The sequence below is a fragment of the Allobosea sp. CCNWLY174 genome (assembly GCF_037120455.1).
Classification (GTDB): Bacteria; Pseudomonadota; Alphaproteobacteria; order Rhizobiales; family Beijerinckiaceae; genus Allobosea; species Allobosea lupini.
In genome coordinates, this window is sequence record NZ_JBBBBQ010000002.1 from 177,448 (window position 1) to 191,254 (window position 13,807).

General features: G+C 67.3%; 16 protein-coding genes. 12 read left to right on the plus strand and 4 right to left on the minus strand.

The annotated features are described in order from the left end of the window. The first annotated feature begins 61 nt into the window (after nucleotides 1-61). Nucleotides 62-1,108, plus strand: a complete 1,047-nt coding sequence (locus V7S63_RS07640) for an MBL fold metallo-hydrolase (protein WP_199777361.1) — start codon at nucleotides 62-64, stop codon at nucleotides 1,106-1,108. 48 nt (nucleotides 1,109-1,156) lie between these two features. On the opposite strand, the gene rnk is transcribed toward V7S63_RS07640, so the two are convergent. Together rnk and V7S63_RS07650 are read right to left on the minus strand one after the other, a co-directional pair. Continuing rightward, nucleotides 1,157-1,576, minus strand: a complete 420-nt coding sequence (rnk, locus tag V7S63_RS07645; RefSeq protein WP_336529774.1) for a nucleoside diphosphate kinase regulator — start codon at nucleotides 1,574-1,576, stop codon at nucleotides 1,157-1,159. A 491-nt stretch (nucleotides 1,577-2,067) separates the two neighbouring features. Continuing rightward, complete coding sequence (locus V7S63_RS07650; RefSeq protein WP_158673272.1) at nucleotides 2,068-2,214, minus strand: hypothetical protein; 147 nt, start codon at nucleotides 2,212-2,214, stop codon at nucleotides 2,068-2,070. 242 nt (nucleotides 2,215-2,456) lie between these two features. On the opposite strand from V7S63_RS07650, the gene V7S63_RS07655 reads away from it, so the two are divergent. After that, entirely contained in the window at nucleotides 2,457-3,398 is a 942-nt protein-coding gene (locus tag V7S63_RS07655) for a pentapeptide repeat-containing protein (RefSeq protein WP_336529775.1), read from the plus strand. Nucleotides 3,399-3,406: 8 nt separating this feature from the next. On the opposite strand, the gene V7S63_RS07660 is transcribed toward V7S63_RS07655, so the two are convergent. Next, on the minus strand, nucleotides 3,407-4,024 hold the full coding sequence (locus tag V7S63_RS07660; RefSeq protein WP_336529776.1) for a glutathione S-transferase family protein: 618 nt from the start codon (nucleotides 4,022-4,024) through the stop codon (nucleotides 3,407-3,409). A gap of 335 nt (nucleotides 4,025-4,359) precedes the next feature. Here V7S63_RS07660 and V7S63_RS07665 point away from each other — a divergent pair, with 335 nt between their 5' ends. The 5 genes from V7S63_RS07665 to V7S63_RS07685 all read left to right on the plus strand — a co-directional run bounded on the left by V7S63_RS07665 (nucleotide 4,360) and on the right by V7S63_RS07685 (nucleotide 9,136). Then, nucleotides 4,360-6,099: an alkaline phosphatase gene (locus V7S63_RS07665; protein ID WP_336529777.1), complete on the plus strand. Its 1,740-nt coding sequence runs from the start codon at nucleotides 4,360-4,362 to the stop codon at nucleotides 6,097-6,099. Nucleotides 6,100-6,137: 38 nt separating this feature from the next. After that, on the plus strand, nucleotides 6,138-6,578 hold the full coding sequence (locus V7S63_RS07670; protein ID WP_336529778.1) for a hypothetical protein: 441 nt from the start codon (nucleotides 6,138-6,140) through the stop codon (nucleotides 6,576-6,578). Beyond that, complete coding sequence (locus V7S63_RS07675; RefSeq protein ID WP_336529779.1) at nucleotides 6,571-7,281, plus strand: ABC transporter ATP-binding protein; 711 nt, start codon at nucleotides 6,571-6,573, stop codon at nucleotides 7,279-7,281. The genes V7S63_RS07670 and V7S63_RS07675 overlap by 8 nt, the downstream gene beginning before the upstream one ends. Next, entirely contained in the window at nucleotides 7,278-8,513 is a 1,236-nt protein-coding gene (locus V7S63_RS07680) for an FtsX-like permease family protein (RefSeq protein ID WP_336529780.1), read from the plus strand. Before V7S63_RS07675 ends, V7S63_RS07680 begins: the two co-directional genes overlap by 4 nt. 65 nt (nucleotides 8,514-8,578) lie before the next feature. Then, nucleotides 8,579-9,136 carry a L,D-transpeptidase gene (locus V7S63_RS07685; protein WP_336529781.1) on the plus strand — a complete coding sequence of 186 codons (558 nt, stop codon included), beginning with the start codon at nucleotides 8,579-8,581 and terminating at the stop codon, nucleotides 9,134-9,136. On the opposite strand, the gene V7S63_RS07690 is transcribed toward V7S63_RS07685, so the two are convergent. After that, on the minus strand, nucleotides 9,137-10,432 hold the full coding sequence (locus V7S63_RS07690; RefSeq protein ID WP_336529782.1) for a DUF3422 family protein: 1,296 nt from the start codon (nucleotides 10,430-10,432) through the stop codon (nucleotides 9,137-9,139). Nucleotides 10,433-10,579: 147 nt separating this feature from the next. On the opposite strand from V7S63_RS07690, the gene V7S63_RS07695 reads away from it, so the two are divergent. From V7S63_RS07695 to V7S63_RS07715, 5 genes are all read left to right on the plus strand, one after another. Then, nucleotides 10,580-11,206 (plus strand): hypothetical protein, encoded by a 627-nt coding sequence (locus V7S63_RS07695; RefSeq protein ID WP_336529783.1) that lies wholly within the window; start codon nucleotides 10,580-10,582, stop codon nucleotides 11,204-11,206. Between the two features lie 113 nt (nucleotides 11,207-11,319). Beyond that, entirely contained in the window at nucleotides 11,320-11,820 is a 501-nt protein-coding gene (locus V7S63_RS07700; protein ID WP_336529784.1) for a hypothetical protein, read from the plus strand. Continuing rightward, nucleotides 11,817-11,981 (plus strand): hypothetical protein, encoded by a 165-nt coding sequence (locus tag V7S63_RS07705; protein ID WP_336529785.1) that lies wholly within the window; start codon nucleotides 11,817-11,819, stop codon nucleotides 11,979-11,981. Before V7S63_RS07700 ends, V7S63_RS07705 begins: the two co-directional genes overlap by 4 nt. 134 nt (nucleotides 11,982-12,115) lie before the next feature. Continuing rightward, complete coding sequence (locus V7S63_RS07710; protein WP_336529786.1) at nucleotides 12,116-13,042, plus strand: ABC transporter ATP-binding protein; 927 nt, start codon at nucleotides 12,116-12,118, stop codon at nucleotides 13,040-13,042. Then, nucleotides 13,039-13,806 (plus strand): ABC transporter permease, encoded by a 768-nt coding sequence (locus V7S63_RS07715; protein WP_091836227.1) that lies wholly within the window; start codon nucleotides 13,039-13,041, stop codon nucleotides 13,804-13,806. The genes V7S63_RS07710 and V7S63_RS07715 overlap by 4 nt, the downstream gene beginning before the upstream one ends. Nucleotide 13,807: the final 1 nt, after the last annotated feature.

Here is a 13,807-nt window from a genome sequence, read left to right on the forward strand (position 1 = left end):
GTTGTCCGGCGCGATCATCGCCTGCTATGAACCCTGCAGACATTGTTCAGGGCTGACCAAATTGCACGCTCCCGATCCGCACGGCCTGACCTTCCCCTTTCCCGAGCCGCCGGCGCCCGGTCAGCTGATCGAGGTTGCGCCCGGCATCTTCTGGGCCAGGATCGCGCTGCCGTTCCGGCTGGACCACGTCAACATATACCTGATCGAGGATGGCGACGGCTTCGCCGTGATCGACACCGGCATCGGCGACGAGGCGACCAAGCAGGCCTGGCTCGCGCTGATGGCCGGGGCGCTCGCCGGCAAGCGGCTGACCCGGCTTTTCGTCACGCATTTCCATCCAGACCATATCGGCCTCGCCGGCTGGCTCTGCGAGCGTTTCGGCACGCCGCTCCTGACCAGCCAGACCGGCTATCTCGGCTGCCTCAACATCTCGCTCAGCCCGGGTGCGTCCGAGGCGCCGGTCTATAAGCAGTTCTATCAGCGTCACGGCCTCTCGGCCGAGGTGACGCAGGTCGTCTCGACTTTGGGCCATGGCTATCTCCGGCAGGTGACGCCGCTACCGCCGACCTTCACCCGGGTCGTCGCCGGCGACGTCTTGCGTATCGGCGGACGTGACTTCTTCGTGCTCGCAGGCGATGGCCATGCGCCGGAGCAATTGATGTTCCATTGCCCGGAGGCGAACGTCTTCCTGGCGGCCGACCAGGTGCTCGCCAAGATCACGCCCAACATCAGCGTCTGGGCGGTGGATGCGGAGGGTGATCCGCTCGGCCTCTATCTGCGTTCGCTACGGGCGCTGCCGCAGGCGATCCCGCCCGGGACGCTGGTCCTGCCGGGGCACCAGCTGCCGTTCTATGGATTGCAGGAGCGCTGCGCCGCGCTCAGCGCCCATCACGCCGAGCGCTGCCGGCTGATCGCGGGCGCAGTCGCCAAGGGGCCGCATTCGGTCGCAGAGCTGGTGCCGGTGATGTTCACGCGGGCGCTCGACCCGCACCAGCTCTCCTTCGCCTTCAGCGAGGTCTTCGCGCATGTGAACGCGATGCTGCGGCTCGGCGAACTGCGCTGGGCCGAGCCGCAGGGCGGGACCATGAAGGTGATGGCGGCCGGCTGAGGGCAGCTTCCTCCCCGTCGCAAGCGAGCGGGGGCGGCCGTCATCTGCTCAGGTCGCCGCCATGGCGGGCTGCTCGACTGCGGTCACCGTCAGCACATGCTTCTTGCCGTCGCGAGCGGTCCAGGCGATCGACTGGCCGGCGGCAAGGCCGATCAGCGCGGCGCCGATCGGCGTGAGAACCGAGATGCGGCCCTGCTCGATATCGGCCTCGCCGGGATAGACGAGCTGGACGCGGCGATGCTGGGCGCTGTCCGAATCGAAGGTGACAAAGGAGCCCATGCGTACGACGTCGGCCGGCAGCTTGGCCGGCGCGACGACCTTGGCGCGGTCCATCTCGGCGAGCAGTTCCTCGGCGACCTCCGGGATGCGATCGAGTGCGGTGGTCGCAAGGCCGGTCAGGCGCTCATGGTCGATCTCGCCGACGATGATCTTCGGCTTGCGATGGGTCTTCTGGCTCGGCTGGGTCATGGGGCTGGTGTCCTGCGATGACGCGCGCGACGGCGGCGCCAGGGCGCGACCGGCAAGGTCTGAGGTTATGTATTGGGGGAGACGCCTTGGACAATCGTGCTGCCATGGCGGCGGACAGCATCGACGACACCCCTGGACTCGGGGCGCGCTCGGGCCGAGTCCGGGGCTAAGATTCCGCGATCGGGGCGACCCGGAATACGAGGCGATACTTCGTCGTCATATCCATAGAGTTGGGGGCAGGCGGCCTGCTGTCAAGGCCGGGGGGCCGCCACCGGCCCAAGACGATGTCGCGGCAAGTTCGGATGCGAGCAAGCCCATCGCGAGAGCGATGGCCTGGCCTGATGGTTTCTGGGGAGAAGCTTGCGGGGCGGCTCAGCGCCGCGTTTGAGGGCGGCGCACCGGGACCGGGATCGGCTTCAGCTGCGGCTGGGCCGGGGCGAGCACGGCGCCGAGGCGGAGGATGAAGCGGACCAGCAGGTTCATGGCGTCCCTCAGTTCTGGGCGATGAAGATGGTGAGAATCAGCTCGCCACCATCGATCTTCACTGCATCGTTTCCAGCAATATGGTGCTTCGATGTCGACGGCGCCACTGCGTCGGCCGCAGCCGTGAACAGGATCGTCGGCAGGATGGCATTCATCGGCGCTGGCAGTCCGCGTGGAGATACGGCTCAGGATGACGCTGAAAATACTTCGAATGCCTTACGCTACAGCGGCTTATCGACCCGTAGCCTTAACGATGTACTGCCCCTGGCGGAGAAATCCGCGGGCGGACGGTCCATCGACGAAAGGCGTGGGAGCCTGCTGCGCGTAAAGCAGCGATTGAACCCAATCGGCGGCTCGCCTATGGCTAATGAATCGTTAACCGGGGCGTCATCCAACTATGGCCAGCCTGTTCCGGCTCGTGCCCGATGCACGCGCCGAACTCCTGCAGCTGAATTCCTGGGCGCGGCCGCATCAGGCCGGCTTTGCCGCTGCGCAGCGCGCGGCGCGCTTCGGCGCGGCCGGGCCGGAGGCGTCTGCCTTCATGGCTGCCCGGCGCGAGGCGATTCTGGCGCGGCTTGGAGAGGGCGCAGCGGCCTGGAATGGCTGGGCCGGTGAGATGACCCGCCTGCGCAGCCGAATCGGTACCGACGGCGCATTGCTGGCGCTCTGGCGCCTCTTTGCCGATGTCGAGCTGGTCGACGAGATTTTCGAGGGCGATTTCAATGTCGCCGGCATCATCTTTCCGGCGGCGGCCCGCTTTTCCGGCAGCGCCTTCTGCGGCGATGCCTGGTTCTCGGAGGCGCATTTTCATGGGCCGGCCAGCTTCCGCGATGCCAGCTTCCGTGCCGACGCCTTCTTCGACCGGGCACATTTCGCCGGGGATGCCGATTTCGGCGCGGCGACCCTGCACGGCACGGCGGAGTTCCGCGACATGCGCTGCGAGGGCACGGCCTGCTTCGTCGAGGCGGAATTCGTCGGCGATGCCTGGTTCCGGGGCTCGCGTTTCGACGGCGTGACACAGTTCCGCGGCGTGCGCCATGCCGGCGAGGCGGGCTTCGGCGATTGCCACTTCGCGGGCGCGGCCGATTTCGGCGAGGCCGAGTTCGCCGGCAATGCCGGCTTCGAGGATGCGCGGTTCGGGCAGATGGCGAATTTCGCCGCGGCTCGTTTCGACCGAGGCGCCTGGTTCAGCAACGCCGCCTTTGACGGTCGCTCGAATTTCGAGCGGGCCCGCTTCCGCGGCCGCCGGCATTTCGAGGGGATTTCGCTGGCGGCGCAGGTTTCCCCAGTCGCACAGCAGCTTGCGGCGCTGGAGCAGTTCCGCTTCGGCCGGCGCTGAGCACTGGTTCAGCCGGCCTGGGCGGTGGCGGGCGTGCCGTCCTTCTGCAGTGTCCGTTGCAGCCCCGGCCGCTCCATCATCCGGGCCATATAGGCCTCGAAGACCGGCAGGCGCGGCAGCACGCCGACGACGTTCATGCCGAAATGGATGCCGGCGCCGAGCTGAGTATCGGCGGCGGTGAAGCGCTCGCCGGCGGCGTAGGGATGTTCGCCGAGCTTTTTTGCGAGATTGGCGACGGTGTCGGCATGCGAGCCGAAGGAGAAGCCGCGTGCCTCGTATTTGAACTTGTGGACTGAGGTCGCGATGATCGGGTCGAGCACGGCGTCGGTATAGACCAGCGAGGTCAGGAAGGCCGGACGGTCCTTGTCGCCGGTCGCCGGAGCCAGCCCGGCTTCGGGAAACTGCTCGGTCAGATAGAGGCAGATTGCGGCGCGCTCGGTGACGGTCGTGCCGTCATGGACGATTGCCGGTACCTTCTTGTGCGGCTGGATGGTGCGATAGCTTTCCGGCGGGCCGCCTTCGGCACGGATGTCGACGATCTCCGTCTCATAGGGCTGGCCGAGCTCCTCAAGCAGCCAGAGGATCGAGAAGGAGCGCGACTGCGGCGCGTGATAGAAGGTCAGCATGGCGATGTCTCTTTCGGCGTTTCCTCGTGCGACGACGAGGCTGATAGGAAAGCAATGTGTCAGGAGTTGTCAGGATGAGCCTGACGTGCCCGATACTCACTGGTCGAAACGCGGGCGGGTGCGAATGGCTCCGCCCGCTCTTGCTTTTCGGACCATGTCTCGCGCGCGACGATGAAGGGGCGCGTCCCTAGGCGCTGTGCGCAGGCATTCCGGCCGCCCGATCTCGATGATCGCAAGTTGTTATAGTATAACAATTTGGCCGGAGCAAAGTAATCATAGTGTCATCTCGCGCGCCTAACCGACCGGCCACCGGATGCATTGGGGCGGAGAAGATCATGCAGAAGCGAACTTGGCTGATAGCGGCGGCGATGCTCGCCAGCGTGGCGCCGACGACGGCGCAGACCATCTATCCGCTCAACCGCGCCGAGATCCTCGAGGGCTCGCGCTTCGACTTCAAGGTCGAGTTCCCGAACGCACCGGCCTCGGCCGACGTCAAGGTCACGATCAACGGCAAGCCGGTAAACGAGGCCTTCGGCCGCGAGGCCCAGTTCGTCCAGAGCGAGGAAGGCCAGAAGCATTCGGCTCTCTGGCTGCGCGGCGCGCAGCTGCCGGCCGGCCAGTACGTCATCGAGGCGACGCAGGGCAGCGAGAGGGCGAGCGTCAACTGGACCGTCTATGCGACGCCCGAGCGCAAGGCCAGGAACGTCATCCTCTTCGTCGGCGACGGCATGTCGGTCGCGCATCGCACCGCCGCCCGTATCCTGTCTAAGGGCTGGGAGCAGGGCCTCTATGGCGGCGAGCTCGCCATCGACGACATGCCGCACATGGCCCTGATCTCGACCTCGGGCACCGACTCGGTTGTCACCGACAGCGCCAACTCCGCCAGCGCCTACACCACCGGCCACAAATCCTGCGTCAACGCGCTCGGCATCTACTGCGCCAAGAACGCGCTGACGCTCGACCATCCCAAGGTCGAGACCATTTCCGAGGTGATCAAGCGCAGGCGCTCGGGCATGGCGATCGGCGTCGTCACCAATTCCGAGATCGAGGATGCCACCCCGGCCTCGATGGTCGCCCATACCCGCCGCCGTTCGGACTACAACGACATCGTCAAAATGTTCTTCGACGTGCAGCCCGACGTGATCATGGGCGGCGGCTCGCCGAACTTCCTCCCGAAGTCGACCCCGGGCACCAAGCGCACCGACGATCTCGACTTCATCGCCAAGTTCAAGGATGCCGGCTACGCCCTCGCTACCACCAAGACCGAGATGAACGCCGCGGTCGCCGGCGGCGCCAGGAAGCTGCTCGGCCTCTACAACACCTCGAACATCGACGGAGCCTTCGACCTGCGCGTTGCCAAGAAGGGCTCGATCTCGAAGTTCCCGGATCAGCCGGACGTGGTCGAGCAGACCAAGGCCGCGATCGAGATGCTGAAGGGCGCTGAGGACGGCTTCTTCCTGATGGTGGAATCGGCCCGCATCGACAAGTACAGCCACTCGCTCGACTGGGAGCGCGCGGTCTTCGACACGATCATGCTCGACAACGCCGTAAAGGTCGCCAAAGCCTTCGCCGGCGACCGCAACGACACGCTGATCATCGTCGTGCCGGACCACGCCCATCCGATCTCGATCATCGGCACCTATGACGACGATCGCCCGGGCCAGCTGCTGCGCGACAAGCTCGGCACCTACGCCGACTCGCTGCCGCCGAACTACGGCCCGCGCGATGCCGACGGCTACCCGACCAAGGTCGATACCTCGCGCCGTCTCGCCGTCGCCTTCGGCAGCTATCCGGACACCTGCGACACCGGCCGGCCCTATCTTGATGGCGAGCGTGTCCCGGCCGTGAAGGGCCCCGACGGCAAGACCAACATCGCCAACGAGAAGGACTGCACCTTGCCGCTCGCCACCCGCAAGCAGGGCAACCTGCCCTTCGACGCCAATTCCGGCGTCCACGCGGCGGACGACGTGCTGCTCACCGCGATGGGCCCGGGCGCCGAGCGCTTCCGCGGCCACAAGCCGAACGTCTTCGTCTTCCGCGTCATGGCGGAGGCGCTGGCTCTCGGCGGCAAGTGACCAACGACGCATCAGGCCGGCGCCCGATGGGGCGCCGTATGCTCTCCCGCCGCGGGCTCCTCACGGGGCTCGCGGCCTTGCCCGTCTCGCTACGCGTAGCTGCGGCCGAGGCGGAGACGCTGACCTTCGACGGGCTCTACAAATCCTTCGGCGTGCTCGGCTTCCAGTTCTCCGATCGGGCGACCTTTCTGCGCGGCAAGCCGGTCAGGATGATCGGCTACATGGCGCCGCCGCTCAAGCCGGAGAGCCATTTCTTCGTGCTGACGCGCGAGCCACTCGCCATCTGCCCGTTCTGCCAGTCGGACGCCGACTGGCCGGTCGACATCGTCGTCGTGTTCATGCGTGCCGCGACGCCGATGGTCAGTGCCGGCCAGAAGGTCGCGGTCAGCGGCCGGCTCGAGATCGGCTCCTCGACCGATGCCGAGACCGGCTTCGTCAGCCAGATCAGGCTGGTCGATGCCGGCTTCCACAGTGTCTGAGCGATCCGCCGGCGGGGCCCGGTCGCTGCAGTTCTCCAACATCCAGGTCGATCATCGCGACGGCGACGGGCGGGCCTTCCGGGTGCTCGACATTCCCGATTTCAGGGTGCCGCCCGGGGCGCTGATCGGCCTGCGCGGTCCGTCCGGCTCGGGCAAGACTTCCTTGCTGCATCTCGCTGCCGGGTTCTTCGTGCCCGATGCCGGCAGCATCGGCTGGGGCGATGTCGTGGTCTCCACGCTGCCCGGTGCGGCGCGCGATCGCTGGCGGCGCGACACGGTCGGCTTCGTCTTCCAGGATTTTCATCTCGTGCCCGAGCTAGACGTGCTCGCGAACATCACTCTGCCCGCGAGTTTCTCGGGCTGGCGGCAGACGAGCGAGCAGGTCGCGCGTGCCACCACACTCGCCGGGCGCATGGGGCTGACTGATCTGCGCCGCCGTGCAGCCGTGCTCTCGCGCGGCGAGCAGCAGCGCGTCGCGATCGCGCGGGCCCTGTTCAACGCGCCGGCCCTGATCCTGGCCGACGAGCCGACGGCGAGCCTCGACCCAGCCCACGCGGCCGAGGTCGGCACTCTGCTCGTCGAGGTTGCCAGGGAAAGCGGCGCGACGCTGCTCTGCGCCTCGCATGATCCTGTGCTGCTGGCGCGGATGCAGCAGGTCGCTACCATCGGCGACGGCCCGCTCCAGCTGAAGGCGGCTGCGTGAACCCGCTGCCGATGGTCATCGCCGATCTGCGGGCGCTGCGCTGGACGGCGGCAGCGATCGTGGCGCTGGTCGCGCTGGCGGTGGCGATCGGCGTCGCCATCGGTGCGCAGGAGCGGGCGCTGCGCCAGGCCTCGGCCCGCGCCGCTGATGATTTCGACCTGTTGATCGGCGCACCCGGCAGCCAGACGCAGCTCGTGATGTCGGCGATCTATCTCCAGCCGGAGGCGCTGCCATTGGTCGATGGGCGCCTGCTCAACGAACTCGTTCGCGACCCGCGTGTCGCTGCAGTGGCGCCGCTCGCCTTCGGCGACATCGCCCGCGGCCATCCGGTGATCGGCACCACGCTCGCATTCGCCGGCCGCTGGGGGCGCGTGCAACCGAGCGAAGGCCGGCTGTTCTCCCGCGAGGGCGAGGCCGTGCTCGGCGCCGACGTCACCTACGGGCTCGGCGACAAGATCGAGCCCTCGCATGCCATCGCCGGGCATTGGCCGAGGCGCGGAGTCGCCGACTCGGACGAGGCGAGCCATCGCCATGAGGGCCATGCCTATGTCGCGGTCGGCCGCCTGCCGCGACTGGGCTCACCCTTCGACCGGGCGATCCTGGTGCCGGTCGAGAGCGTCTGGGAGGTGCATGGGCTCGGCAACGGCCATGCCGGCGAGGGCGCCGCGCTCGGCCCGCCCTTCGACGGCCAGCGCATTCCCGGCGTGCCGGCGCTGGTGGTGAAGCCGAAGGCGGTTGCCGACGCCTATGCGCTCAGGGCGCGCTATCGCCAGGGCGGCACCATGGCCTTCTTCCCGGCCGAGGTGCTGGTCGGGCTCTATCGCACGCTCGGCGATGTCGGGCAGGTGCTCAGCGTCGCCTCCGCGCTCAACGCGGTGCTGATCCTGGCGGCGATCTTCCTGCTGCTCGTCGCGGTGACGGGATTGAGGCGGCGGCGCTATGCCGTGCTGCGCGCGCTCGGGGCGCCGCCGGCCTATGTGCTGCTGGTGGTCTGGCTCGGCATGGCCGGGCTGGTCGCGGCCGGTTGCCTTGTCGGCTTGGGTCTTGGCGCCGCCGCTACGCTTGCGGTCTCCTGCCTGTTCGAGGCGCAGACGGGCCTGCGGCTCTCCTTCGCGCTGGGGTCCGCGGAGCTCGCCAAGGTCGGGCTGATCCTGCTGCTCGGCTCGCTGGCGGCGCTCATTCCGGCGGCGCTGTCCTATCGCGGCTCGATCACCGCCGGCCTGCGGGGGTGATCCGGGGTTGACCCTGCTTTGCCTCTTCCGGTTAAATCCCGGCGGGGGGCGTTGCAGGGATCATCATGCTGCGCGCCATTTTTCTTATCGTCACCAGTCTTACTTTCTGCGCACCGGCCTTCGCCTATTCGAACGCGTTCAGCCGCGGGGTTGCGGACTTCCTCAACATTTTCAGCGAACAGCCGGTGCCGCGCCAGGTCGTGCCCTGGAGCGGCAAGCAGGCGCCCGGCACGGTCGTGGTCTCGACCAGCCAGAGGCGGCTCTACTACGTGCTCGGGCAGGGGCAGGCGATCCGCTATGGCGTCGGCGTCGGCCGGCAGGGCTTCAGCTGGTCGGGCACCAAGACCGTCACGCGCAAGCGCGAATGGCCGGATTGGCGCCCGCCCGCCGCGATGCTGAAGCGCCGGCCCGACCTGCCGCGCTACATGGAAGGCGGGATGGAGAACCCGCTCGGCGCGCGGGCGATCTATCTGGGCTCGAGCCTCTACCGCATCCATGGCTCGAACGAGCCCGACACGATCGGCGCCGCGGTCTCGTCCGGCTGTATCAGGATGACCAATCGCGACGTGACGGATCTCTATGACCGCGTCAGGCCGGGCACCAAGGTCATCGTGCAGCGCTAGTCAGCCGTCGCGGTGGCCGTGCCGGATGCGGCGGACCATCAGCCAGACGCCGAGGATCGCGACAGGCACGAACAGCGCGGTCGCGATGCCGACATCGATCGGCAGGTAGCCGGCATCCTTGGCGCCCTTGGCGAGATAGCCGAACAGGCTGACGACGTAGTAGCCAATCGCCGCGACCGAGAGCCCCTCGACAGTTTGTTGCAGCCGCAATTGCAGCCGGGTGCGGTCGTTCATCGCCGAAAGCAGGTCGCGGTTCTGCTGTTCGAGCGCGACGTCGACGCGCGTGCGCAGCAGGTTGGCGGCGCGGGCGAGCCGGCGCGACAGGTCGAGCTGGCGCTGCTGCAGCATCTGGCAGGTACGCATCGCCGGGGCCATGCGCCGCGACAGGAAGGCGGCAAGGGTCGGCCAGCCGCCATAAGGCGCCTCGTCGATCGCTTCCAGGCGCTGGCCGACGATGCTGTCATAGGCGCGGCTGGCGCCGAAACGGTAATTCGAGGACGCGGCTTCCGATTCCATCGTCGCGGCGATCGCGGTCATCTCGTCGAGCAGGGCGTTGTCGGCGGCGAGCCCATCGGTCAGCGTCATCGTGCCGGCAATGCGCACCAGCACCTCTTCGGTGCGGCGCACTGAGGGGGCGAGGCGGTGGGCCTCCGGCAGGCCGAGCAGGGCAAGCACGCGATAGGTCTCGACCTCGAGCAGCCGCTGCGCCAGTGCGCCGGCCTTGGCCGGGGTCAAGGCCCGGTCGAGCACGAGGATGCGCACGAAGCCGTCGGCGCCGGCGCGGAAATCGGTCGCGGCGATCGCCGCCTCGCCATCGACCAGCGACGCGGCGAGGCTGGCCGCATCGAACACCGCGTCAAGCTCGGACGCCGCCCGTTCCGGCAGCAGATGCAGGTCGATCGACGCCAGGTGCGGCCCCGGCTGGGGCAAGGCATGCATGCCGTGCGGCAGGATGGTGGTCGCCGGCAGGAAGGGCGCCGAACCGGGGGAGGACAGTTCCCAAGTATAGGTGGTGAACTCGCTGTGCTGCTCCCAGCGCAGGCTGGTTTCGCCGAGCCTGGTGCGATGGTGCTTGGCACCCTCGGCCGGCCCTGGCACGCCACGCTGGGCGCAGAAGCGGGCGAGGGCCTCGCGATCTGCGGCGGCCTGCGCCTGGTCGGTCATGAAGGCGAAGTGCAGGAGCCGCTGCGGGGTCGAAAGCGGCGCGAAGGGGCGGGCGTGGATCTCGCCGAGGATGGCGCCGCGCGACGGATGTGCGACCAGCGGCGGCGTGCCGTTTTCGGTGATCCCGTCCATGCTGTCCTGCCCCTTTGCGTGCGCCCTTCGGCTTCTTCCGCTCAGGGAGCTTGCCGGAAAGCATGATGAGCTGCGAGTCCGGCACGGTGTCGCAAGGCCAGTGGACTGGTGACATGATGGGGCGTCACCGCTTCATAAGCTCGTCCCATGCCGCTGCCCAACCGCGTTCGCCCCGATGGCTCGCTCTTCGCCGATCCGGCGCGGGGCCTGCTGTTCGGCAATCGCGGCGGCAAGTTCCATGATCCGGCGACGAAAGCATTGCCGACGCGGCTGTTCGCGACGAAGCAATGGATCTGCTGCGTGCTTTCCTTCAAGGGCCGGCAGCGTGATGTCTGGGGCCGCTACTACACCGAGCTGTTCTTCTGCGACGAGGTGACGGCGCTCGCCGCAGGGCACCGTCCCTGCGTCGAATGCCGACGCAGCGATGCGCATGCCTACCGGGCCGCGCTGGTCGCAGGACTCGGGCTTCCCGAAGTGCCGCTCTTCCCTGCGATCGACGAGCGGCTCGATCGCGAGCGCCGGACGGGCCGCGGGAAGCGCCTGCATCGGCTGGCGGCGGAAAGCCTGCCGGATGGCGCGATGATCGCCATGCCCGAGGGCGAATTCCTGGCCGTGCGCGGGGACAAGACCCTGCTCTGGTCGCCCTCAGGTTATGTCGCGCGCCGGCCGCGTCCGTCCGGTCCGGTCGCCGTCGTCACCCCGCCGACATCTCTGGCCGCGCTTGTGAACGGCTATCAACTTCTCTGGCATCCGAGCGCCGCCGAACTGGCCTGAATCGCGGCTACCCAGCCTTGTCATCGCCGCGGGCTGTGGCACACCCTCGCGCCCGGCGGATCACGGCGCGCGCAAGGGCGCGGGACCCGGCCGATCCCCGGGGGAGGACACTCATGTTGCGGAAGATCGTCTGTGCGCTGGCCTTGGCGCTCGCTGGTTTCAGCGGCTCGCCGGCTTTTGCCGGGGCGCTGCAGATCACCGATGCCGATCCGATCGCGGTCGTCACCGTGCCGGACGCCTGGACCACGGCGAAGATCAAGCGCGGCGTCGAGATCAGGACGCCGGACGAGGAGATCTATCTCTGGTTCGAGCTGGTGGCGCCCGCCGAGCTCGACACGCTGCAGAAGGAGCACAACGTCTATTTCGAGAAGGAAGGCGTGACGATTACCGGCGCCTCCGACACGGTGAAGCAGGAGGTGAAGGGCAAGGCGTGGTCGTTCACCGAGCTCAAGGCCAAGAGCAAGGATGGCGAGTCGCTGATCCGCTACATCGCGATCAATCCGAACGTGGCGAGCGGCACGATCATCATGATGACCTATTGGGCCTCGCTCGAGGGCCACAAGACGCATGACGCGGCGATGTCGGCGATCATCGACAGCATCGCCTACAAATGAGATCGATGGCGGGCGGTGGAACCGCCGGCCTGTCCGCGACGTTGTCCCGTCATCCTGATCCGATGGCAATCAAGGGGGTAGCGTCGATGCGTTCGATCATTCTGTGGCTGGTGGGCGTTCCGATCCCGATCATCATCCTGCTCTGGTTCTTCATGCGCTGACAGGATCTGGTAGAAGGACTTGCTATGGCCGGGCTTGCCCGGCCATTCTTGTTTCGCGGGATGTCGTGCCGGCAGGGCGAAACGGCAGCATCCCGCTATCCCCCTCTGCCGTGCTGCGAGTATAGCGTTCGCCCATGCAACCGATCATCCAGATATCCGGCCTGTCGAAGACCTATGCTTCGGGCTTCCAGGCGCTGAAGACCGTCGATCTCGACATCAGGCGCGGGGAGATTTTCGCCCTGCTTGGGCCGAACGGCGCGGGCAAGACGACGCTGATCAGCATCATCTGCGGCATCGTCCGGCCTAGCACCGGGACGGTCCTCGCCGACGGCCACGACATCATCCGCGACTATCGTGCTGCGCGCAGCCGGATCGGCCTCGTGCCGCAGGAGCTGACCACCGATGCCTTCGAGACGGTCTGGGCGACGGTCTCGTTCAGCCGCGGCCTGTTCGGCAAGCCGAAGAACCCGGCCATCGTCGAGCAGGTGCTGCGCGACCTCTCGCTCTGGGACAAGCGCGACAGCAAGATCATGACGCTGTCGGGCGGCATGAAGCGGCGCGTGCTCATCGCCAAGGCGCTGGCGCACGAGCCGCAGATCCTCTTCCTCGACGAGCCGACCGCGGGCGTCGATGTCGAGCTCAGACAGGACATGTGGACGCTGGTGCGGCGCCTGCGCGACGACGGCGTCACCATCATCCTGACCACGCATTACATCGAGGAGGCCGAGGAGATGGCCGACCGTGTGGGCGTGATCAGCAAGGGCGAGATCATCCTGGTCGAGGACAAGGCCGAGCTGATGCGCAAGCTCGGCCAGAAGCAGCTCACCTTGCACCTCCAGGTGCCGCTCGCGGCGGTGCCGGAAGCGCTCTCCCGCTACGGGCTCGCGCTGCAGGCCGAGGGAGCTGAGCTCGTCTACACCTACGACACCAAGGCCGAGCGTACCGGCATCACCGCCTTGATGAAGGACCTGGCCGAGGCCGGCATCCGCTTCAGCGACCTGCGCACCAGCCAGTCGTCGCTCGAGGACATCTTCGTCGGCCTTCTGAGGGCGAACGCATGAGCGTCAATTTCCACGCGATCAAGGCGATCTACCGCTTCGAGATGGCCCGCACCTGGCGCACGCCGCTGCAGAGCGTGCTCTCGCCGGTGATCTCGACCTCGCTCTATTTCGTCGTCTTCGGCGCGGCGATCGGCTCGCATATGCAGGCGATCGACGGCGTGCCCTATGGCGCCTTTATCGTGCCGGGCCTGATCATGCTCTCGCTCCTGACGCAGAGCATCGCCAACGCCTCCTTCGCGATCTATTTCCCGAAGTTCGTCGGTACGATCTTCGAACTGCTCTCCGCGCCGATCGCCTGGTGGGAGGCGGTCTTCGCCTATGTGGCGGCGGCGGCGACGAAGTCGGTCGTGCTCGGCCTGCTCATCCTCGCCACCGCCTTCCTGTTCGTGCCGCTGAAGATCGCCCATCCCGTCTGGATGCTGCTCTTCCTGATCCTGACGGCTACGACCTTCAGCCTGTTCGGCTTCATCATTGGCGTCTGGGCGGATGGCTTCGAGAAGCTGCAGGCGATTCCGCTGCTCGTCATCACGCCGCTGACCTTCCTCGGCGGCTCGTTCTACTCGATCGACATGCTGCCGCCGTTCTGGCGGGCGGTGACGCTGGTCAATCCGGTCGTCTATCTGATCAGCGGCTTCCGCTGGAGCTTCAACGGCACGGCCGATGTCGGGATCGCGGTCAGCCTCGCCATGACGCTGGTCTTCCTCGCCGCCTGCATCGCCGTGATCGCCTGGATCTTCAAGACCGGCTACCGGCTTAAGAACTGAC